The sequence below is a fragment of the Micromonospora sp. HUAS YX12 genome, assembly GCF_040215685.1.
Taxonomy (GTDB): Bacteria; Actinomycetota; Actinomycetes; order Mycobacteriales; family Micromonosporaceae; genus Micromonospora; species Micromonospora tulbaghiae.
This window is the reverse complement of the sequence record NZ_CP157974.1, coordinates 2,613,510-2,634,098: the sequence shown is the minus strand read 5'-3', so window position 1 is coordinate 2,634,098 and position 20,589 is coordinate 2,613,510. Positions and strand designations below refer to the sequence as shown.

General features: G+C 73.2%; 22 protein-coding genes. 11 read left to right on the top strand and 11 right to left on the bottom strand.

All coding sequences use genetic code 11. From position 1 onward, the window contains the following. Positions 1 to 176: 176 nt before the first annotated feature. Together ABIH81_RS12855 and ABIH81_RS12850 are read right to left on the bottom strand one after the other, a co-directional pair. Entirely contained in the window at positions 177 to 803 is a 627-nt protein-coding gene (locus ABIH81_RS12855) for a hypothetical protein (RefSeq protein ID WP_349880460.1), read from the bottom strand. A gap of 111 nt (positions 804 to 914) precedes the next feature. After that, entirely contained in the window at positions 915 to 1,436 is a 522-nt protein-coding gene (locus tag ABIH81_RS12850; protein ID WP_091040904.1) for a M48 family metallopeptidase, read from the bottom strand. Between the two features lie 473 nt (positions 1,437 to 1,909). Here ABIH81_RS12850 and ABIH81_RS12845 point away from each other — a divergent pair, with 473 nt between their 5' ends. From ABIH81_RS12845 to ABIH81_RS12835, 3 genes are all read left to right on the top strand, one after another. Beyond that, positions 1,910 to 2,077 (top strand): DUF5679 domain-containing protein, encoded by a 168-nt coding sequence (locus tag ABIH81_RS12845; protein ID WP_007464795.1) that lies wholly within the window; start codon positions 1,910 to 1,912, stop codon positions 2,075 to 2,077. A 177-nt stretch (positions 2,078 to 2,254) separates the two neighbouring features. After that, positions 2,255 to 3,376, top strand: a complete 1,122-nt coding sequence (locus ABIH81_RS12840) for a TOMM precursor leader peptide-binding protein (RefSeq protein WP_349880459.1) — start codon at positions 2,255 to 2,257, stop codon at positions 3,374 to 3,376. Positions 3,377 to 3,386: 10 nt separating this feature from the next. Further along, positions 3,387 to 4,733, top strand: a complete 1,347-nt coding sequence (locus tag ABIH81_RS12835; RefSeq protein ID WP_349880458.1) for an AarF/ABC1/UbiB kinase family protein — start codon at positions 3,387 to 3,389, stop codon at positions 4,731 to 4,733. Positions 4,734 to 5,053: 320 nt separating this feature from the next. Here the strand turns inward: ABIH81_RS12835 and ABIH81_RS12830 are convergent, their stop codons facing one another. The 3 genes from ABIH81_RS12830 to ABIH81_RS12820 all read right to left on the bottom strand — a co-directional run bounded on the left by ABIH81_RS12830 (position 5,054) and on the right by ABIH81_RS12820 (position 8,060). Continuing rightward, the gene (locus ABIH81_RS12830; protein WP_349880457.1) at positions 5,054 to 5,419 is read right to left on the bottom strand and encodes a WhiB family transcriptional regulator; all 366 of its coding nucleotides are present in this window, start codon (positions 5,417 to 5,419) and stop codon (positions 5,054 to 5,056) included. Positions 5,420 to 5,551: 132 nt separating this feature from the next. Next, positions 5,552 to 5,806 (bottom strand): hypothetical protein, encoded by a 255-nt coding sequence (locus tag ABIH81_RS12825; protein ID WP_349880456.1) that lies wholly within the window; start codon positions 5,804 to 5,806, stop codon positions 5,552 to 5,554. Positions 5,807 to 5,936: 130 nt separating this feature from the next. Next, positions 5,937 to 8,060, bottom strand: a complete 2,124-nt coding sequence (locus ABIH81_RS12820) for an ATP-dependent DNA helicase UvrD2 (RefSeq protein WP_349880455.1) — start codon at positions 8,058 to 8,060, stop codon at positions 5,937 to 5,939. 91 nt (positions 8,061 to 8,151) lie between these two features. Between ABIH81_RS12820 and ABIH81_RS12815 the strand changes: the two genes are divergently transcribed. Beyond that, complete coding sequence (locus ABIH81_RS12815) at positions 8,152 to 8,394, top strand: mycoredoxin (protein ID WP_018784736.1); 243 nt, start codon at positions 8,152 to 8,154, stop codon at positions 8,392 to 8,394. A 58-nt stretch (positions 8,395 to 8,452) separates the two neighbouring features. Here the strand turns inward: ABIH81_RS12815 and ABIH81_RS12810 are convergent, their stop codons facing one another. Then, positions 8,453 to 9,706, bottom strand: coding sequence for an MFS transporter (locus ABIH81_RS12810; protein ID WP_349880454.1), 1,254 nt, complete (start codon positions 9,704 to 9,706; stop codon positions 8,453 to 8,455). Between the two features lie 203 nt (positions 9,707 to 9,909). On the opposite strand from ABIH81_RS12810, the gene ABIH81_RS12805 reads away from it, so the two are divergent. From ABIH81_RS12805 to ABIH81_RS12795, 3 genes are all read left to right on the top strand, one after another. Beyond that, positions 9,910 to 10,890, top strand: coding sequence for a helix-turn-helix transcriptional regulator (locus ABIH81_RS12805; protein WP_302905275.1), 981 nt, complete (start codon positions 9,910 to 9,912; stop codon positions 10,888 to 10,890). Between the two features lie 71 nt (positions 10,891 to 10,961). Continuing rightward, a complete protein-coding gene (locus ABIH81_RS12800; protein WP_349880453.1) occupies positions 10,962 to 11,201 on the top strand; it encodes a DUF397 domain-containing protein in 240 nt (79 codons plus the stop codon). Positions 11,202 to 11,398: 197 nt separating this feature from the next. Next, positions 11,399 to 11,668 (top strand): hypothetical protein, encoded by a 270-nt coding sequence (locus tag ABIH81_RS12795; protein WP_349880452.1) that lies wholly within the window; start codon positions 11,399 to 11,401, stop codon positions 11,666 to 11,668. Between the two features lie 149 nt (positions 11,669 to 11,817). Here the strand turns inward: ABIH81_RS12795 and nudC are convergent, their stop codons facing one another. Genes nudC through ABIH81_RS12780 form a run of 3 tightly spaced genes read right to left on the bottom strand, consistent with a single transcriptional unit; the run spans position 11,818 to position 15,415 of the window. Next, positions 11,818 to 12,765, bottom strand: coding sequence for an NAD(+) diphosphatase (nudC, locus tag ABIH81_RS12790; RefSeq protein ID WP_349880451.1), 948 nt, complete (start codon positions 12,763 to 12,765; stop codon positions 11,818 to 11,820). Continuing rightward, entirely contained in the window at positions 12,762 to 14,108 is a 1,347-nt protein-coding gene (locus ABIH81_RS12785; protein WP_349880450.1) for a pitrilysin family protein, read from the bottom strand. The genes nudC and ABIH81_RS12785 overlap by 4 nt, the downstream gene beginning before the upstream one ends. Further along, positions 14,105 to 15,415, bottom strand: a complete 1,311-nt coding sequence (locus ABIH81_RS12780; protein WP_349880449.1) for a pitrilysin family protein — start codon at positions 15,413 to 15,415, stop codon at positions 14,105 to 14,107. Before ABIH81_RS12780 ends, ABIH81_RS12785 begins: the two co-directional genes overlap by 4 nt. A 148-nt stretch (positions 15,416 to 15,563) precedes the next feature. Between ABIH81_RS12780 and ABIH81_RS12775 the strand changes: the two genes are divergently transcribed. From ABIH81_RS12775 to ABIH81_RS12760, 4 genes are read left to right on the top strand one after another with little or no spacing between them, the layout of a single operon-like run. Continuing rightward, complete coding sequence (locus ABIH81_RS12775; protein ID WP_349880448.1) at positions 15,564 to 16,625, top strand: ABC transporter substrate-binding protein; 1,062 nt, start codon at positions 15,564 to 15,566, stop codon at positions 16,623 to 16,625. Next, the gene (locus ABIH81_RS12770; RefSeq protein WP_349880446.1) at positions 16,622 to 17,401 is read left to right on the top strand and encodes an ABC transporter ATP-binding protein; all 780 of its coding nucleotides are present in this window, start codon (positions 16,622 to 16,624) and stop codon (positions 17,399 to 17,401) included. Before ABIH81_RS12775 ends, ABIH81_RS12770 begins: the two co-directional genes overlap by 4 nt. Beyond that, entirely contained in the window at positions 17,391 to 18,275 is an 885-nt protein-coding gene (locus ABIH81_RS12765) for an ABC transporter permease subunit (protein WP_349880445.1), read from the top strand. The genes ABIH81_RS12770 and ABIH81_RS12765 overlap by 11 nt, the downstream gene beginning before the upstream one ends. A 4-nt stretch (positions 18,276 to 18,279) precedes the next feature. After that, positions 18,280 to 18,720: an Rrf2 family transcriptional regulator gene (locus tag ABIH81_RS12760; protein ID WP_349880444.1), complete on the top strand. Its 441-nt coding sequence runs from the start codon at positions 18,280 to 18,282 to the stop codon at positions 18,718 to 18,720. A 131-nt stretch (positions 18,721 to 18,851) separates the two neighbouring features. Here the strand turns inward: ABIH81_RS12760 and ABIH81_RS12755 are convergent, their stop codons facing one another. Together ABIH81_RS12755 and ABIH81_RS12750 are read right to left on the bottom strand one after the other, a co-directional pair. After that, entirely contained in the window at positions 18,852 to 19,040 is a 189-nt protein-coding gene (locus ABIH81_RS12755) for a hypothetical protein (RefSeq protein WP_349880443.1), read from the bottom strand. Positions 19,041 to 19,182: 142 nt separating this feature from the next. Next, complete coding sequence (locus ABIH81_RS12750; RefSeq protein ID WP_349880442.1) at positions 19,183 to 20,436, bottom strand: DEAD/DEAH box helicase; 1,254 nt, start codon at positions 20,434 to 20,436, stop codon at positions 19,183 to 19,185. Between the last annotated feature and the right edge of the window lie 153 nt (positions 20,437 to 20,589).

The following is a 20,589-nucleotide window of genomic DNA, read 5'->3' as shown; positions in this document are numbered from 1 at the left end:
TGCGTCGAGCGCCGCCCATCGAGCGAGACTGGCGTTCCGCGAGGTGGGATCGGTGGAGATCTTGGTAGGAAAGGGCCCCTATGGGGGCCGTTTGGTACCAAAATCTCTCGGAGCCGGGAGTCCCTGACAACCCCACTCACGGATGGGCGCGGGCATGACGGGCAGACGGCGGTGGGTCAGACGGGGCGGCCGGACAGCAGGGCCCGGGTGGCCTCCCAGCCCTCGACGGCCGGATCGAGGGCGGCCAGGTCGGCCGGGCCGCGCATCCGGTGCCACCCTGCGGTGACCGCCACGTCCCCAGGGCTCGGCGCCGCCCGCCGCACCTCGGCCGGCTCGGTCGTGTCCAGGTCCAGCGCGGGCAGCCACGCCGGTACGGGCAGTCGCGCCGCCACCCCCAGCAGCCCGGTTCCGCCTCCCTCGACCGGGGCCACCGCCACCGGCCGGGTGGTGAGCGGGCGCAGCAGCTTGCCGAGCGTCAGCCCCGGCAGGTCCGGCGCGTCCGCCGCCACCACCGCCACCTGGTCGTAACCGGTCTTCGACGTGTGCCGCCCGGCTGCCAGCGCCGCGAACACCGCGTTCGGCGTCGGCTCGGTCACCTCGTACACACCGGTGCCCGGCCAGACGACCGCGTCGGCCAGCCATCGGTCCTGGGCGGTGACCGCCACCGCGGTCTCCACCTCGTTCAGCGTGGCCAGCAGGTCCACCACGTCCTCGGCGAGCGCGGTACGCCATCGCGCCGGATCGATTCCGGGCGGCGACCAGGTCACCGGGCCGAGCAGCGCCACCACCACACGTCGCGACATCCGCCGACCTTAACCCTCACCCCACGCAGGTCCGCGGCGATCATGAGGTTGGCGGTGACGAAGCGGACGAAACGCCGGGCCAACTTCATGATCGACCGCGACGGGCGGTGGTCAGGGGATGGCGGCGGTGGCGGCCACGCCCTCCAGGTAGCCGCGTGCACGTTCCGACCTCGGGTAACGGGCGACCAGCGCCCAGAACTCGGCGTTGTGGCTGGGCACGATGAGGTGCGCCAGCTCGTGCAGCAGCACGTAGTCGATCACCCAGTCGGGCATGTCCTGAACCCGGTGCGAGATCCGGATGGTGCGGTCGGCGGGCGTGCAGGAGCCCCAGCGGCCGTTCTGGTTGGTCACCCAGCGGACGCTGGCCGGCGCGGCGGCCGAGCCGTGTTCGGGCAGGTAAAGGTCGATCAGGCGTGCGGCGCGGGCGAGCAGTTCTGCGTCCGAGCGGGCCAGGCGGCCCTCGCGGGCGGCGAGCCGGGCGAGCATCCGGTCGACCCACTCGCTCTCCTCGGCCCGGGAGAACTGGTCGGGGATCAGCACGACGACGCGCTCCCCGTCCCGGTACGCGGACACCGTGCGCCGCCGACGCTGGCTGCGCCGCACCTCGACGACGGGCTTCCGCGTCACGGCCATTACCGGTCCGCGCAGCCTCGGTTGACTGTCACGATGGAAAGCTAATGCGTTCTGACCAGGACTCCGCAAGAGTCAACACGACGACACGCGCCCGGAAAGTGGCGGTTGATTGTCAGGAGTCCGGAAAAAATTCTTTGCGACGGTAGCTGACCATCACCTGACCGGCCCTGTTCACGTTAAGTGATCTACGACGAGTGACGGTCGGCGGGGCCGCGCGAAGCGGATCTGGGTGCATTCATCCGGCGTGTCCGCGCGAAACTGACTTATCCGACGTTACTCGGCATGCACACTCTCGACGTCGACTTGCTCACAGAGTCGGCGTACAGCTGACATGGAACCGCCCAGACCTGGGTAGGGTCCGCCAACCACGGTCAGGTGACTGACCGCGGAGAACCCCCGGCGCCGGGCCACGCGTGGACCGCCGCAGGGAGACCCGCCGGGACACCTCCGGCGGACGAGACGAGGAGGCTACCGTGGCCGACCAGGCCCAGACCTACAACGGTTACTGCGTGAAGTGCAAGGAGAAGCGGGACTTCGAGGGGCACGTGGAGGTCTCGAAGACCGGCATGAACATGGCCAAGGGCAAGTGCCCGGTATGCGGCACAACAGTGAACCGCATCCTGGGCAAGGCCAAGGTCTGACCCCTACGCGGACACGGAGGAGGACGGCCGCCGGCCGTCCTCCTCCGTCGTGTAGCCGACACAGTTACCGGCTAGTTGTGGAAAACCGGCGAAATCCTGTGGACAACGCTGGCCACGGCTCGCCGCACCTGTGGACAACGAGCGACGGAGCGCATGGAGACGGTCACCATCAGTGGCGTGACCGATCCGACGCCGCTCGCCCGTCCCGTCCTGCTGCCCGGCCTGACCCGGCTCTGGCGCGACCGGCACACGCTCCAGCTCGGCGAGCCGCCCGGCCGCGCGGTGCTGCTGGAGATGTCCTCGCCGGGGACGGCCCGCCTGCTCGACCTGCTCGACGGCACCCGCAGCGAACGCGCCGTGCTGGCCCAGGCGGGCGCCGCCCGAGTCCCGCCCGACGAGGCACGCGCCCTGCTCGACACGCTCCGGGACGCCGGGCTGGTGGTGCCGGCGCAGGCCCTGCTCCCCCGTGACCTCGCCGGAGCGGCCCGGGCCCGGCTGGCCGCCGAGGCCGCCGCGCTGGCGCTCGCGTCGCCCGACCTGCCCGGCACACCGGCCCGGCTGCTGCGCCGCCGCCGTGCCGCCCGGGTGCTGGTCACCGGCACGGGACGACTCGGCGCGGCGGTCGCCGTCGCGCTGGCCCAGGCCGGGGTCGGGCACGTCGTACCCGATCTGACCGGCCCGGTCGGCGCCGGTGACCTGGTCGGGACCGGCCTGACCGCGGCGGAGCTGGGCCGGCCGCTGGCCCCGGCGGTACGCGCGGCGCTGGAGCGGTGCGCGCCCGGAACGGTCACCGGCCCGTCCCGGGCGACCCGGCCGGACCTGGTGGTGCAGCTCGGCGTCGACCGTCCGGCCGAGCTGCTGGCCACCGGGTACGCCCGCCGACGTCAGCCCCACCTGCTGCTCGACCTGCGCGGCGGCGTACCGGTGGTCGGTCCGCTGGTCCGCCCGCCCGTCGGTCCCTGCCTGCGCTGCCTCGACCTGCACCGCGGCGACCGGGATCCGGACTGGCCCGCGCTCGCCGCCCAGCTCGCCGCCGACCGGGGCGAGCGGGGCGAGCGGGCCTGCGCCGCCGCCACCCGGCTCGCCGCGGCGGCCTTCGCGACGGCCGAGGTGCTGGCCCACCTCGACGGCGCCCAGCCGGAGACGCTCGGTGGCGCGGTGGAGATCCGTGGTCCGGGCCGGGTCCGCTACCGACGGTGGCCGCCACACCCCTCCTGCGGTTGCTGCCGGCGTCGCCCGATCCGGTCGGGCCCGGCCGCTACCCGCCGCACGGCAGCAGCGGAGGCCCCGAGTCGGTAACAATGGCCGGGTGACCGACATCCCGCGCCGGGCCGTGTCCCGCACCGCCAAGCTCGCCGCCCTGCCGCTCGGGTTCGCCGGTCGAACCGTCCTCGGCATGGGCAAGCGGGTGACCGGCCTCGCGTCCGACGTCATCTCCGCCGAGATCCAGCAGCGCACCGCCGAGCAGTTGTTCAGCGTGCTCGGGCAGCTCAAGGGCGGGGCGATGAAGTTCGGCCAGGCCCTGTCGGTGTTCGAGGCGGCGCTGCCCGAGGAGGTCGCCGCGCCCTACCGGCAGGCGCTGACCAAGCTCCAGGAGGCCGCCCCGCCGCTGCCGGCTGCGACAGTGCACAAGGTGCTCGCCGAGCAGCTCGGCCCGGACTGGCGCGACCGGTTCGTCGAGTTCGACGACACCCCGGCCGCCGCGGCCAGCATCGGCCAGGTGCACCGGGCGGTCTGGCGCGACCCGGGGTACGGGCCGAACGGCGGCCCTCGGCACCGGGACGTGGCCGTGAAGATCCAGTACCCGGGTGCCGGTGACGCCCTGCTCGCCGACCTCAAGCAGCTCTCCCGGCTCGGCGGCATGTTCCGGGCGATCCAGCCGGGGCTGGACGTGAAGCCGCTCCTGGCCGAGCTGCGCGAGCGCATCACCGAGGAGCTGGACTACGAGCTGGAGGCGGAGTCGCAGCGGGCGTTCGCCGCCGCGTACGCCGACGACCCGGACATCTTCATCCCGGAGGTGCTCGACGCCGCGCCGCGGGTGCTGATCACCGAGTGGGTGGAGGGCATCCCGCTGTCCCAGATCATCCGGGAGGGCACCGAGGAGCAGCGCGACGAGGCCGGCCGGCTGATGGCCGAGCTGCACCTGTCCGCGCCGGAGCGGGCCGGGCTGCTGCACGCCGACCCGCACCCGGGCAACTTCCGGCTGCTGCCGGACGGCCGGCTCGGCGTGATCGACTTCGGGGCGGTGGCCCGGATGCCGCAGGGCACGCCCGAGCCGATCGGCCGGATCGCGGCGCTGGCGCTGCGCGGGGACGCCGACGCGGTGGTGGAGGGGCTGCGCGCCGAAGGCTTCGTCAGCCGCACCGAGCCGATCGACGCCCCGGCGGTGCTCGACTTCCTGCGTCCGATGCTGGAGCCGATCGCCGCGGACGAGTTCCGCTTCACCCGGGCCTGGCTGCGCGGCGAGGCGACCCGGCTGGCCAGCCCTCGCTCGCCCGCCTACCAGCTCAGCCGGCAGCTCAACCTGCCCCCGTCGTACCTGATGATCCACCGGGTGACGCTGGGGTCGATCGGGGTGCTCTGCCAGTTGGAGGCGAAGGCGCCCTACCGGTCGATCCTGGAACGCTGGCTGCCAGGCTTCGCGCCGGTGGCCTGAGCGCAAGCCGGCGCCGGAAGACTACGAAGGGGCGGTGACCTGGTCGGTCACCGCCCCTTCCTCACGCGATCGTTCTACAGAACACCCAGGTCGCGGGCCGACTGGCTGCGACCCCGCATGGCGACGGTACGGGCGGAACGGGTTGCCTCAGTGCTCGTGGTGGTGCGACCGGCCTGAGGCCGGCGCATTCGGGCCCTGGACAACGCTTCGTGGAGTAGTTGCATCTCGAATCCGTTCGGCAGGTTCAGCATCAGGGTTTCTCTCTTCAGGTCGGCCGGTGGAGGGACACCGGCATCGGTCGGTTTCGGAACGTAGGTGTGTCAGGCTGCCAGCCGGACGGAGTTACGCGACTCGGACAGCCCGCTGGCCGCCAGTCGCGCCTCCGCCTCGACCCGGAGCTGCGCGTCACGGGCGAGGTCCTCCTTGCGCGGACGGCCACGGGGCCGCTTGCGCGGGACGACCGCGCCACGCTCGAAGATCTCGCCGCCCCAGACGCCCCAGGGCTCGGCTCGCTCCGCCGCCCCGGCCAGGCACTCGACGCGCAGCGGGCAGTCCCCGCAGAGCGACTTGGCCAGCTCGAGCTCGGCGGGCGAGTCGGAGAACCACAGGTCGGGGTCGAACTTCCGGCAGGGCAGGTTCGCCTCCACGTCGACGCTCACGTCGAGCGGGGCCAACGCCAGACTCATCCTCCGGTCACCTCTCTCTCACTTCGATCTCGTGGATCGCATTCCGACGTACTTCGGCGGGACAAAAAACTGAGGCCGCGGATCCCGGTATGCGGGTTCCGCGGCCTCGAGGTGAGCCGGTGGTCTGATGGATCAGACCGGTCTACCTCGAGGTGGAACACCGCGGACATCCGTGCGCTTCTTGGCGCCATCGATGCCCTTGCCCGCGAAGCCACTGGTGCCCTCGACTCCGGCGATCGGCGCAACGGTCAGGGTCAGCTCGGCCTGAACCGGGACCTGGTGCACCTGCGGAGCCGACGGTCGAGCGGCGAGGGCCACCCGGACAGCCGACAGCGGAGCGACGGCAGACGGCATCGCCGCAAGACGCTCGTAGGTGAAGATCTTCATTGGTGCCACCTCCCTGACTCTCCTCGTGCCGACCGTGGACTCATCCCCTTTGAGCAGCCAGAACGGCGCCGCTCGCGAGGTGTGTCATGAGGCTATTCCTCGCCCTCGGGCGAGGGCAAACGATTTACGGCTAGTTTTCAGAAGTTTTCTGTGGGCAGACCTCGTCCACCGTGGCGCCCGCCACCAGGGCGAGCACCAAATCCCCGTATAGCCCGACTTTTCGGGGCCCGATTCCGGCGATCGCCACCAGCTCCTCGGTGCGGCCGGGCTTCCGCTCGGCCAGCGCGGTGAGCGTGGCGTCGGTGAAGACCACGTACGCCGGCACCTTCTGCGCGCCCGCCACGCGCTGCCGCCACTCGCGCAGCCGCTCGTACAGCTCCTCGTCGATGTCCGACGGGCAGGTCGGGCAGCGGCCCAGTTTGCGGTCCGCGCCGGCGAGCAGCGTGGCGCCGCAGATCCGGCACGGCACCACCTGCGGCCGGCGCCGCTCGGCCCGCCGCGCCGGCCCGGCGCCGCCGGCCCGCTCACCGCCGCCGGACCGGTCGAGCTGGGGCAGGAACCGGGAGGGCCGCCGGGCCCGCCCGCCCGGCGAGCGCGCGGTGGCGTACGACAGCCAGAGCCACTCCCGGGCCCGGGTGATCCCGACGTAGAGCAGCCGCCGTTCCTCCTCGACCTGCTCCATGGTCTTCGCGTACGTGGTGGGCAGCGTGCCCTCGGCCAGCCCGACCAGGAACACCGCGTCCCACTCCAGCCCCTTCGCCGAGTGCAGCGACGCGAGCGTCACGCCCTCGACTGTGGGCACGTGCTGCTGGGCGGCCCGCCGGGCGAGTTCCTCGGTGAACCCGGTCAGGCCGGACTCCGCCTCAGGCTGCGCCGCGTACTCCTCGGCGAGCTGGACCAGCGCGGCGAGCGCCTCCCACCGCTCGCGCGCCGCGCCGCCGGGCGGAGGCGCGTCGGGCGCCCAGCCGACAGCGGTGAGCGCCTCGACCACGGCGGCCGGCAGCGGGGTTCCCGCGTCGGCCGACCTGGTGGCGGCGCGCAGCGCGATCATGGCCTGGCGCACCTCGGGCCGTTCGAAGAACCGCTCCGCGCCCTGGAGCACGTACGGCACGCCGGCCTCGGAGAGCGCCTTCTCGTACGCCTCGGACTGCGCGTTGGTGCGGAACAGCACCGCGATCTCCCGGGCCGGGGTGCCGCCCGCGACGAGCGCGCGGCAGCGGGCGGCGACCGCGTTGGCCTCGGCCGGCTCGTCGGTGAAGATCCGCAGTTCCGGCTCCGGGCCGGGCCGGCGCTGGCCGTGCAGCTCCAGCCGCAGCCGCGCCTCGGTGCCGCGGGCCTGGGAGATCACCGCGTTGGCGAGCCCGACGACCTGCGGGGTGGAGCGGTAGTCGCGGACCAGCCGGACCACTGTCGCGCCCCGGTGCAGGCGGGGGAAGTCGACCAGGTACGACGAGGTGGCGCCGGTGAACGAGTAGATCGTCTGGCTGGCGTCGCCGACCACGGTGAGGTCGTCCCGGCCGCCCAGCCACGCCTCCAGCAGCCGCTGCTGGAGCGGGTTGACGTCCTGGTACTCGTCGACCACGAAATGCCGGTACTGGTTGCGCACCTGCTCGGCCACGTCCGGGTGCTCCTCGATCCCCCAGACCGCGGCGCGCAGCATGTCCTCGAAGTCGATCACCCCGTTGCCGCGCTTGAGCCGCTCGTACGCGTCGAACACGTCGGCCACCCGGGCCGGCTCGTACGGCGTCTCGCGCAGCGCCTTGGCCGCGGCCACGACGTACTCCCCGGGCTCGACCAGCGACGACTTGGCCCACTCGATCTCGGCGGCCAGATCCCGCGCGGCGGCCCGGTCGGCGCGCAGGCCGACCTTGGCGGCGGCGAGTGTGACCACCCGCACCTTGCTGTCCAGCAGCTCCGGCATGGCCCGCCCGGCCAGCAGCCGGGGCGCGAAGTAGCGGACCTGCCGCAGCGCCGCCGCGTGGAACGTGCGGGCCTGCACGCCCTGCACCCCGAGCACGCCGAGGCGGCTGCGCATCTCGGCGGCGGCGCGGGCGGTGAACGTGACCGCCAGCACATGCCGGCCGGCGATGTCGCCGGTCAGCGCCCGGTACGCGATCCGCGAGGTCACCGCCCGGGTCTTGCCGGTGCCGGCGCCGGCCAGGATGCAGACCGGGCCGGCCGGGGCGGTCACCGCTGAGCGCTGCTCCGGATCCAGCCCGGCCAGCACCCGTTCCGCCGCTGAGTGAACGCCCACAGCAGGGAATCATCCCAGCATCGTGTGACGTTGCAGCGGTTAGCCTGGCCTGATCGGACCGGGCGCGAGCCACCCCTTGGAGGACCAGACCATGCTGACGATGTATTCCACCCCGTGGTGCGGCTACTGTCACCGGCTGAAGTCGCAGCTCGACCGGGAGGGCATCGCGTACGAGGTGGTCGACATCGAGCAGGACCCGACGGCCGCGGACTTCGTGATGAGCGTCAACGGCGGCAACCAGACCGTCCCGACGCTGCGCTTCGCCGACGGCAGTGCCCTGACCAACCCGTCGATCACCCAGGTCAAGCAGCACCTGGCCGCGCTGCCCGGCTGATCCGCCCGCGACGCCACGAGCGGCCGTACCCGATCCGGGTGCGGCCGCTCGCCGTCGTTCAGGAACCCCCGCGACTGAGCACCCCGTCGTCGGCGGGCTTCCGGGGCGCCGGGATCCGGACCGGCCCGGTGACCGGCGTGGTCAGCCCGCGGCCCCGCCACAGGTAGAGGCCGGCCGCCGTGGTGACGGCCCCCACCAGGGCGAACAGCAGCCGGTAGTCGAACACGCCGACGAGCAGCGCGCCGGTGCCGATGGAGAGCGCCTGCGGCCCGCTGACCAGCGCCTCCGACGCGGCGGTCACCCGGCCCAGCAGCCGCGGCGGGGTCCGCCGCTGGATCAGCGTGTTCAGCCCCACCATGGTCAGCGGCAGCGAGAGGCCGGCCAGCAGCAGCGCCACCACCCCGAGCCACAACCGGGGGTACGCCAGCGCCAGCGCGGCCGGCCCGAAGAACGTCACGCCCGCCGCGAGCGCGCCGACCTCGCCGAACCGGCGGACCACGGCGGCCGAGAACAGGCCGCCGACCAGCCCGCCGACGCCCTGCACCATGACCAGCACGCCGACGAACGCGGCGTCGCGGTGCAGGCCCAGATCGACGTACGCGAAGATCAGCGACTCGGTGAAGCCCATCACCAGCGAGCCGAGCCCGTACCCGAGCAGCGCCCGGCGCAGCGCCGGCTCGCCGGTCAGGTGCCGCAGCCCGGCACCCAGCTCGGACGGCCCGCGACGACCGGACCGCGACGGTGTGCCCTCCTCCACGCGCAGCCGCGCGACCACCGCCGCCGCGGTCAGGAAGCCGGTCATGGCCAGCAGGACCAGCAGCCAGCCGCCCACTGCGGCGTAGACACCGGCCCCGGCCAGCGGCCCGATCAGCCGGAGCCCCTGCCGGACGGTCTGCAGCAGCCCGTTCGCGTCGGCCAGCAGATCGGGCGGAACCAGATGCCGGATCAGTCCGTTGAGCACGGCGGTGAGGGTGATGTACGAGAGTCCGTACAGCGCGGCGACCACGTAGATCACCCAGACGTCGGACCGGTCCCGGACCGTGAGCAGCGGACCGAGCAGCACCGCCGCGACCAGGTTGGCGGCGATGAAGAAGGGTCGCCTGCGGTAGCGATCGACCACCCACCCGACCAGCGGGGCGAGCGCCATCGGCGCGATGACCGCGAAGATGGTCGCCCCGGCCATGCTGTCCGAACCGGTCAGATCCTTGACCCAGACGGCCAGGGCGAGCAGCAGGACCGACTCCGCCGCCATGCTCGCGACGAGCGCGGCGAACAGGAGACGGAAGTCGGGGCGGCGCAGGACGGTGCGCATCGGTTCCCTCCGGCGGGGGTGCGCCACCAGGGCGCGTCGGGGGCGGGCGCCGGTGAAGACACCCTCCACGGTCCTCTTTTTGTCTCGTGACACGCCCGTGCCGGAACCTCCGGCGCCGGTCGCGCCGTCCATACTGACCGTGGGGGGCGAATTTCATACAGTTACCGTCGCGTCAAGCGACGGTCGACGGGAAAGAGGACGCCGTGCCTCCTGCCGTACCAGGCCCGATTCTGCGCCGTCGTCGACTCGGCACCGAGCTGCGCCGGCTCCGCGAACAGGCCGGTCTGACCGGTGACCAGGTCATCGAGCGGATCGGCTGGGCCTCCGCATCCAAGTTGTCCCGCCTGGAGAACGGCCGCAGCCGCCCCGACCCGGACGACGTGGACGTGTTGCTGACGCTCTACGGCGCCGACGAGGAGCAGCGCGCGGAGCTGACCGGGATCACCCACGAGGCCGGCGACATGCGCGGCTGGCTGCGCAACTTCCCGGTGATGACCCAGCAGCAGCGCGCCTTCGCCGAACTGGAGGCGGGTTGCGCGGAGATCTCCGAGTACAACCCGGTGCTGGTGCCGGGGCTGTTGCAGACGCCCGGGTACGCCCGGCACCGGATCATGTCCGCCGCGCAGGTCGCCGCCGAGGCCGGCGACCCGGAGAGCGAGGATCCCGAGACCGAGGTACGCGCGCGGCAGGCCCGCCAGTCGCTGCTGACCCGCTCTCCCGAGGTGCCCCGCTACACGGCGGTGCTGGAGGAGGCCGCGCTCGGCCGGCGGGCCGGGCCGCCGGAGGTGCTGCACGAGCAGCTCGTCCACCTGTGCGAGATGGCGCTGCTGCCGAACGTGACGCTGCGTCTGCTGTTGCGGGACACCCGGGTCGGTGACTGGTACCTTCCGCCGACCGCGTTCTCGGTCTACCGGTTCGCCGATCCCCTCGATCCGGAGACACTCGCCATCGAAGGTGGGTTCACCGACGTCATGTCGACCGAGGTAAACACCCTAAATCGCTATAAAGTGGTGTTCGAGTGGCTATGCTCGTCGGCGCTCTCCGCATCGGACACCCTCTCCTGGTTGATCGAGGCGACGGGACGGCTGACCGGCACGGCAGTCGAGTCCACGGTGGCGTACGGGCCGGCAACGGCGCCGGCCCAGCGTCGCCGGGACTCGGGGCGCCTCACCACGGAACGGTGATCCGGCACGGACACCGCCCGCGCTCCGGCGTCGCTCGGTCCCATCGGAGCACCTCACCAGGAGCAAGCACCATGAACGAGATCCACACCAGCACGACCGCCCTCTCGGGACGGCTCGCCGGCGCCGCCTGGCGCAAGAGCACCCGCAGCCAGACCTCCAACTGCGTGGAGGTCGCGCCGCTCGGCTCCGGGCCGGCCACAGTGGCGCTGCGGGACAGCAAGGATCCGAGCGGAGCGGTCCTGCTGTTCGACCGGGCCGGCTGGCTCGGCTTCCTCGCCGGAACGAAGAACGGTCAGTTCGATCTGGACTGATCCGGCGAACCACCGGGGGGCCGTCGGCGCGAGCCGGCGGCCCCCCGCGCGTCCATCCCCGACAACGGTGCTGACCTGGGATCCTCCGATCGGTCGAGCTGGCGCGTTCCCCTTGCCGGGCGGACACATCGGCGTAACATGACGCGGGAGTGACGTGGAAGTTCCAGCGTGTAACCGCCGATTGTCCGGGGGACACCATGCGGTTCCTGATCGTCCGCACCGAGATCCGTACCGCCGCCGACGCCGACATCGCCGCCGCCTGGGCGGGCGGGAGTCGCCTGCGTGACGAGACGAGCACGCCGGAGCCCCGCCGCCAGGTCGTCCACGCCGAGGACCGGGACGCCGCACTCCTGCTCGCCCGCGCACTGTCCGCAGTCGGGGCCGTGCGCGCGGGCCGGCACCGGGTCAAGGTGCTGCCGATCGAGGAACCCGCCCCCGGGCACCCGTACCGCTGGGACGGTGGATGACCGGACGCTGACGTCCGTCGTGGCCGGACCGGCCTCCCCCGCCGCTTTCCCGCCTCACCCGGCCACGACGGAACGTGTTCCCGGCCCGCGGCCGTCGCGGCAACGACGGTCCGGGTCGGGGCCGCGTCCACCCGCGGCCGGTCAGCCGGTCAGCAGTGGCCGTCGAGCCAGCGGTGCACCAGGAACAACGCGATCGAGGACGGCGGCGGCAGGACCAGCCGGTCTCCCCCGCCCACCGGCACCGGCTCGTCCGCGAGCGCCGCCCCGATCTCCCGGCGGGTGAACCAGCGGGCGTGCGCGATCTCGGCCAGGTCGACCCGGATCGGCGCGTCCGCGTCGGCGCGGGCCAGGAAGCCGAGCATCAGCGAGCCGGGGAACGGCCAGGACTGGCTGCCCACGTACACGATCTCCTCGACCGGGACGCCCACCTCCTCGCGGACCTCGCGCAGCACGGCGGCCTCGGCCGACTCGCCGGGCTCGACGTATCCGGCCAGGCAGGAGTAGCGGCGCTGTCCCGGGGTGCGCGGCCAGGCCGCGTTGTTGCCGAGCAGGCAGCGGCCGTCCGGGCCGTCCACGCCGTCGTGCACCAGCACGATCATCGCCGGGTCGGTACGCGGCCAGACCCGGTCGCCGTCCGGGTCGATCCGCGACCAGCCGGCCTCGTCGGCGCTCGTCGGCTTGCCCGTCGTCGACGAGTACCCGTGCCGCAGGTGCCAGTTGAGCAGCGCCAGCGCGGTGGTGAACAGGCCCGCGTCCCGGTCGGTCATCAGGTGGCCGACCTCGCGCAGGTGGACCGGACGGGTGTCCGGCAGCGCCGGCAGCGGCCCGTCCACCGCGAACACGGGTACGCCGTCCGGCTCGACGCCGAGGAACATCGGTACCGACCGGGGCACCTCGGGCAGCTCACCGGGGCCGACCAGGACCAGCTCCGGCGGGTTCGCCGCGCCGCGGACCAGCGCCCGCCCCTCGGCGGTCGAGTCCAGCACCAGCACCCGGGCCCGTTCCCACGCCTCGGTCAGCCAGCCCGGATCGGTACGCCGGTGCGCGGCCCGGTCGAGCGTCGACCGGGCCAGCGGCGGGGCGGACTCGCCGCTCATGCGGATTCCGTACGCACCGGTGTCAGCGCGGCGAGCGAGTCGGCCACCCGCTCGGCGTCGCCGAGCACGACGGTGACCGCGCGCGCCGGGGCCAGGTAGCGGGCGGCCACCTCGGCCACGTCGTCCACCGTCGCGGCGGCCAGCCGGGCGGCGTGCTCGGCGAGGAAGTCCAGCCGCAGCCCGTTGCCCGCGTACGCGCTGGTCAGCGACGCGAGACCGGCCTGGGTGGACATGCCGAGCTGGAGCGTGCCGAGCGCGTACTGGCGGGCCTGCTCCAGCTCGTCGGCCTTCGGCGGCACCGTCGCCAGGCGGCCCAGCTCGTAGTTCGTCTCCACCAGTGCCGCCGCGGTGACCTCGGTGGCCACCTCGGCGCCGGCGACGAGCAGCGAACCGGCCACCGAGTGCTCGACGAGCGAGTGCGGCCCGTACGTGTAGCCCTTGTCCTCGCGGATGTTCTCCACCCAGCGGGAGGAGAAGTAGCCGCCGAAGATCAGGTTGGCGAGCTGCAACGCGGCGTGGTCCGGGTGGGTACGCGGCACCGCGGGGAGCGCGAGGCGTACCGACGACTGCACCGAGCCGGGCCGGTCGACCAGCAGCAGCGGCCCGGGCTCCAGCGGCGGCGCGGGAGGCAGCTCGGCGACGTGGCCGTCACCGCGCCACCCGGACAGCGCCTGCTCGGCCGCGTCCAGCGCCCGGTCCGGGGCCACGTCGCCGACGAGCACCAGGACCGCGCCGGCCGGATGCACCCGCTCGGCGTGCAGCCGGCGCAACGCGGCCGGGCGGACCGCCCGGACCTGGTCCGGGTCGGGCGTCTGCACCGCGTACGGGTGCCGCCCGTACACCCGCTTGAGCAGCGCGGTGCGGGCCAGGTGGGACGGCTGGCTCTGGGCGACCTGGATGCGGTCGACCAGCCGGTCCCGCTCGGTCTCCACCCAGTCCGCCGGGTAGGTGGCCCCGGTGAGCACCTCGGCGAGCAGCTCCAGCATCCGGTCCAGGCCGGTGACCAGGCCCGCGCCGGAGAGCATCAGCCGGTCCGGGTCGAGACCGGCGGTCAGCCCGCCGCCGACCTTCTGCAGCTCGGCGGCCAGCTCGGTGGCACTGTGCGCCTCGGTGCCGGAGAGCATGGTCTGCGCCAGCATCGCGCCGCGGGCCAGGTGGGTACGCCCGAACGGCATCCACAGTCGCAGCTCGACGAGCGGTACGGCGGAGCGGCGCACCGCGATCACGGTGAGGCCGTTGCCCAGCGTGCGCTCGGCCTGCTTGGGCACCTTGAGGCGGCGGTTCGGGCCGAGTGCCGGCAGCGGCCGGACGGTGGTGGCAGCGGTGGTGGCGGTGGCAGTCATCGGGCTCCTCCGGCGACGACCTCGACGGACGCGCGGCGCTCGGGCAGCAAGGTGGCGGCGGCGGCGCGGACCTGCTCCTCGGTCACCTCGCCGACCAGCCGGGGCAGGTCGTTGAGCAGGCCGGGTTCGCCGCGCTGCTGTTCCAGCACCGCCATCCGCAACGCGCGGCCGAGCACCGCGTCCGTGTCGCGCAGCAGGTGGGTGGCCATCCGGGCCTGGGTACGCGCCAGCTCCCCCTCGGTCAGCCCGTCGGCCGCCAGCCGGTCCAGTTCCTCGTCGATCGTGCGCAGCACCTTGTCCACGTCGCCGCCGGGCGGCAGGTGCGCCTGGAGCAGCAGCGCGGTGGGGTCGCGCACGTCGAACGGGTCGCCCATGAAGCCGAGGTACCCGCCGAGGCTGGTGACCGACCGGTCGCGCTGCACCAGCCGCTCGACCAGCCGGGAGGCGTCGCCGTCGGTGAGCACCTCGGCCAGCACCACGTACGGCAGGTAACCGGCGAAGTCGCTGATCGGGTCGGGCACCCGCCAGGCGCCGGCCACCGCGGGGAGCGGGGCCAGCGCGTCGGTGTACGTGCTGCGCCGCTCGGCGGTCAGGTCGGGCTCGGCGAAGTCGGGCCGCTGCGGGGCGGGCCGGGCCGGCACGTCCCCGAAGTGCCGCTCGATGAGCGTGGTCGCCTCGGCCACGTCGATGTCGCCGCTGACCGCGAGCACCGCGTTGCCGCTGGCGTAGTAGCGGCGGAAGAAGTCGGCGGCGTCGGCGACGGTGGCCGACTCCAGGTCGACGAAGGAGCCGTAGCCGTCGTGCGCGTTGGGGAAGGTGTCGAACATCACCGGGGGCAGCGTCAGCCAGGGGAACCCGCCGTACGGCCGGTTCAGCACGTTGACCCGGATCTCCTCCTTGACCACGTCGACCTGGTTGCGCAGGTTCTCCTCGGTCAGCCGGGGGCCGCGCATCCGGTCGGCCTCCAGGAACAGCGCCCGTTCCAGGGCGTTGGCGGGCAGCGTCTCGAAGTAGTCGGTGTAGTCCAGGTGGGTGGAGCCGTTGAACGTCCCGCCCGCGCCCTGGACGTGCCGGAAGTGGGCCAGCTTCTCCAGGTTCTCCGAGCCCTGGAACATCAGGTGCTCGAAGAGGTGGGCGAACCCGGTGCGTCCCTCGGGCTCGGAGCGGATGCCGACGTCGTAGACCACAGCCACCCCGATGACCGGGGCGCTGCGGTCCGGCGTGAGCACCACGCGCAGGCCGTTGTCGAGGGTGAACCGTTCGACCGGGTACTTCGTCGCTGGGATCTTCGCTATCCGCGTCGGCACGAGATCGACACTAGCGCCTCGGTACCGGCTCTACCGGCGGTGTGCCCTGGCCGAACGGTGGACTGTCGCGGGACGGGTCTTGACGCCGACGGTCACTTGCCCCAGTCTTCCTACCAACTAAATAGGAATACTGCGGATTGGACATTCGATGAGAGGGCTTCCCCTGCGCCGCCTGGTCACCCTGGCGACCCTGGCCGCGGTCGGCGCGGCCACGCTCGGCACCACCGCCGCCTGCGGCGAGGACAGCGACGCCGCCGGCGACTCCGGCCCGGTGACGCTGCGCCTGGGCTACTTCCCCAACATCACCCACGCGCCCGCCGTGGTCGGCGTGGAGAAGGGGATCTTCAAGGAGAAGCTGGGCGGCGACGTCACGCTGGAGACGAAGACCTTCAACGCCGGCCCGGCCGCCATCGAGGCCGTCTTCTCCGGCGCGCTGGACGCCACGTACATCGGCCCGAACCCGACCGTGAACGCCTTCTCCAAGTCCAAGGGCGAGGCGGTCCGGGTCGTCTCCGGCGCCGCGTCCGGCGGCGTCGCGCTCGTGGTCAAGCCCGGCATCACCTCGGTGGAGCAGCTGCGCGGCAAGAAGATCGCCACCCCGCAGCTCGGCAACACCCAGGACGTCGCGCTGCGCTACTGGCTCAAGGAGAAGGGCCTGGAGACCACCAAGGAGGGCGGCGGCGACGTCAAGGTCGTGCCGCAGGAGAACGCGCAGACGATCGAGACGTTCGGCAGCGGGGCCATCGACGGCGCCTGGGTGCCGGAGCCGTTCGTCTCCCGCCTGGTCAACGCCGGCGGCAAGGTGCTCGTCGACGAGCGCGACCTCTGGCCGGACAAGAAGTTCGTCATCACCAACCTGCTGGTCAGCACCAAGTTCCTCAAGGCTCACCCGGACGTGGTGAAGAAGCTGGTCGAGGGTCAGGTCGCGGCGAACGAATTCGTCAACACCAAGCCGGACGAGGCGCAGCAGGCCATCTCCGACCACATCGGCAAGATCACCGGCAAGCCGCTGGACCTCAAGCTGATCAAGCAGGCCTGGCCGACGCTGGAGTTCACCAACGACCCGATCCCGTCGTCGCTGAAGACCGGCCTGGACCACGCGGTCGCGGTCGGGCTCACCCAGCCGGTCGACCTGAACGGCCTCTACGACCTGAAGTACCTCAACGAGGTGCTCGAGGCGCAGGGCAAGGCCGAGGTCAGCCAGCCGTGACGTCGGCCAGCACGACCCCGCGCAGCGCGACCGGCTCGGTCGCGCTGCGCGGCGTGACCAAGGTGTACGGCCAGGGCGAGCAGGCGGTCCTGGCGCTGGACGGGCTGTCGCTGGACGTCGCTCCGGGCGAGTTCGTCTGCATGGTCGGCGCGTCCGGCTGCGGCAAGAGCACGCTGCTCAACCTGGTCGCCGGCCTGGACCGGGCCAGCGGCGGCGCGATCGAGCTGGGCGAGGGCGTCAACCCGGGACTGATGTTCCAGGAGCCGGCACTGTTCCCGTGGCTGACCGTCGAGGGCAACGTCGAGGTGCCGCTGAAGCTGCGCGGACTCCCCCGCGACCAGCGCAAGGAGCGGGTGGCCGAGCTGCTGCGCACGGTCCACCTGTCCGAGTTCGGCCGCAAGCGGCCGCACCAGCTCTCCGGCGGCATGCGGCAGCGGGTCGCGCTGGCCCGCACGCTCGCGCTGGAGACGCCGGTGCTGCTGATGGACGAGCCGTTCGGCGCGCTGGACGCGATGACCCGCGACATCCTGCACGACGAGCTGGAGCGGATCTGGACCGAGCGCAAGCTCACCGTCCTGTTCGTCACGCACAACGTCCGCGAGGCGGCCCGGCTCGCCGACCGCATCGTGCTGCTGTCCAGCCGGCCCGGCCGGATCATCTACTCCACCGAGGTCGCCGTGCCGCGCCCCCGGCGGATCGACTCGCCGGAGGTCTCGGCCATCGCCGCCGAGGTCACCGACCGGCTGCGCAAGGAGGTGGGCCGGCATGGCCAGTGACACCCTCACCGGGTCGGCGCGTACCGACGCGGAGATCTCCGGCCTCGACGCGCTGGAGATCGCCGGCCGGGAGAAGGGAACGTCCCGGGTACGCCGCCTGTGGTCGGCCACCTGGCCCAAGTTCGCCGCGCTCGCGCTCGCGGTGGCGATCTGGCAGGCGGTGGTCTGGTCCGGCTGGAAGGAGCCGTGGGCGCTGCCCGGCCCGGCAGTGGTCTTCGGCGATCTCGGGGAGTACCTGCTCAGCTCGGCGCTCTGGGACGGCCTGGCCACCACCGCCCGCCGTGCGGCGGTCGGATTCGCCGCAGCGGTCGCGGCCGGCCTGCTGCTCGGCCTCGGGGTGGCCCGGGTCAAGGTGCTCCGGGCCGCGCTCGGCTCGATGATCACCGCGTTGCAGACCATGCCGTCGATCGCCTGGTTCCCGCTGGCCATCCTGCTGTTCCAGCTCAGCGAGCAGGCGATCTTCTTCGTGGTGGTGCTCGGCGCCGCGCCGTCGGTCGCCAACGGCGTCATCCACGGCGTGGACTACGTGCCGCCGCTACTGGTCCGCGCCGGCCGCAACCTCGGCGCGCGCGGGCTCAACCTCTACCGGTACGTGATCGCCCCGGCCGCGCTCCCCGCCATCGTGGCCGGGCTCAAGCAGGGCTGGGCGTTCGCCTGGCGCAGCCTGATGGCCGGTGAGCTGCTGGTGGTGATCGCCACCCGCACCTCGATCGGCGCGCAGCTCACCTACGCGCGCGAGCTGAGCGAGGCGCCACGCCTGATGGCCATCATGATCGTCATTCTGGTGGTGGGCCTGCTGGTGGACACCGCGTTCGGGGCCGCCGACAAGGCGATCCGCCGCCGCTGGGGCGTGCTGGACCAGGCCGGCAACTGACGTCGTGTACATCTCCGCGCGCGCCGACTACGCGCTCCGGGCCATGCTCGCCGTCGCCGACGCCGCCGGGACCACCGGCGACCCGGCGGCCGGCGGCGAGCTGGTCAAGGCGGCGAGCCTGGCCGAGAGCCAGGACATCCCGCTCAGCTTCCTCCAGGGGATCCTGCTCGACCTGCGGCGGGCGGGACTGCTGCACAGCCATCGCGGCACCGAGGGCGGGTACGCGCTGACCCGACCGCCGGACGAGATCAGCGTGGGTGACGTGCTGCGCGCGGTGGGCGGCGCGATCACCAGCATCCGGGGCATCCCCGCCGACCGGGCCGGCTACCACGGCGTGGCAACCGGCCTGCGGGACGTTTGGCTCGCGGTGGACGGCGCGATCGCCCTGGTCGTGGACCGGACCACGCTCGCCGACCTGCTGAGCGACCGGGCCACGGCACCCTGACGCGCGGGCTCGAGGCCACCCGGCCGCCCCCTGCCCGGCCGGAGAAGGCATGGCTCTCGATCGATATGACTCTCGGGCATATTCATGCCTGAGAGTCATATCGGTTTTCGGGCATCACCCCTGGGCAGCCGCTACGGAGCGTGCGGCGCGCTCATTCCGGGGGTGAAGCTGCGGGCCGCGCCCCGGTCCTGCGGGGGACCGTCGTCGGATGGTTGCCACGGCCCGAACGCGGCCACCGCGGCGAGCGCCAGGCCGGCGCCCGCCACCGCGAGCACCAGCAGCACTTCCCGCGCTCCGCCTGAGCCGGCGTCCTCCGCCATGACCGCTCCCTCCGCGTCCGGCCGACCCCCCGACCGGTCCCCCGCGCGACAGCATCACCGTCACGCGGCGGTCGCACAGTCGGGCAGCCGACCCGACATCGACTGATTCCCGACTCAGGACCGGGCGGGCGCGGGACTGCGGTCAGCGGCGGCGCGGGCGCCGGCGGGGACGGGTCGCCGGGGCGGGGTGCGCGGCGGCGGGCGCGGTGATGGTCACCGGGACGCCGGACGGCTCCCGGGCGCCGGTGAGCCGGCTCAGCTCGCTGTCGCCGGGGCGTACCCGCGTGGTCTTGGGGTTGATGCCCGCGGTGCTCATCAGCCGGGCGACGTCGCGGCGCTGGTCCGGCAGGACGAGCGTGACCACGGTGCCCGACTCCCCGGCCCGCGCGGTCCGGCCGCCCCGGTGCAGGTAGTCCTTGGCCTCGGTGGGCGGATCGGCGTTGACGACCAGGTCCAGCCCGTCGACGTGGATGCCCCGGGCCGCCACGTCGGTGGCCACCAGCGCGCTGACCTGGCCGGTGCGGAACTGCTCCAGGATCCGGGTGCGCTGCGGCTGGGACTTGCCGCCGTGCAGCGCCGCCGCGCGTACGCCCTTGGCGAGCAGCTGGCGGGCCACCCGGTCGGCGCGGTGCTTGGTGGCGATGAACACGATGGTGCGGCCCTCGCGGGCGGCGATGTGCGCCAGCGCGTCCGGCTTGTCCTCCGCCTCCAGGTGCAGCACGTGGTGCGTCATCGCGGTGACGGTGGCGGTGCCCGGGTCGACGGAGTGCGTCACCGGGTCGGCCAGGAACCGGCGGACCAGCCGGTCCACGCCCCGGTCCAGGGTGGCCGAGAAGAGCATCCGCTGGCCACCGGGGGCGACCTGCTCCAGCAGCTTCGTCACCTGCGGCAGGAAGCCCATGTCGGCCATCTGGTCGGCCTCGTCCAGCACGGTGATGGTCACCTGGTCCAGCCGGGCGTCACCCCGGTCGATCAGGTCGTGCAGCCGGCCCGGCGTGGCCACCAGCACCTCGGCGCCGGCGCGCAGCGCGGCCGCCTGGCGGGTCAGCGAGAGGCCGCCGACAACTGTGGCGCAGCGCAGGCCGAGCGCGGCGGCGTACGGGGCGAGCGCTTCGGTGACCTGCGCGGCCAGTTCCCGGGTGGGTACGAGCACCAGCGCGAGCGGGCGGCCCGGGCGGGCCCGGCGGCCGGCCGTACGGTGCAGCAGCGGCAGCCCGAACGCGAGCGTCTTGCCGGAACCGGTCCGGCCCCGGCCGAGCACGTCACGGCCGGCCAGCGAGTCCGGGATCGTGGCGGCCTGGATCGGGAACGGCGCGGAGATGCCCTGTGCGGCCAGCTCGGAGACGAGCGCCGGAGCCAGGCCGGTGGCGGCGAACGTGGGCAGGGTCGTGGTCATGCGGAAAGCCTTCCTCGACGCGGCACGTGTCGAGGAAGGGCGCCGGAAGACGGCGCGTCACCGGCATCACCGGTGGTCACAAGCACGAACCGAAGGGACGGGCCGGCCCGGCAGAGGCGGGCCGGCCCGTGCACCACGCCCGAGAGGGCGCGA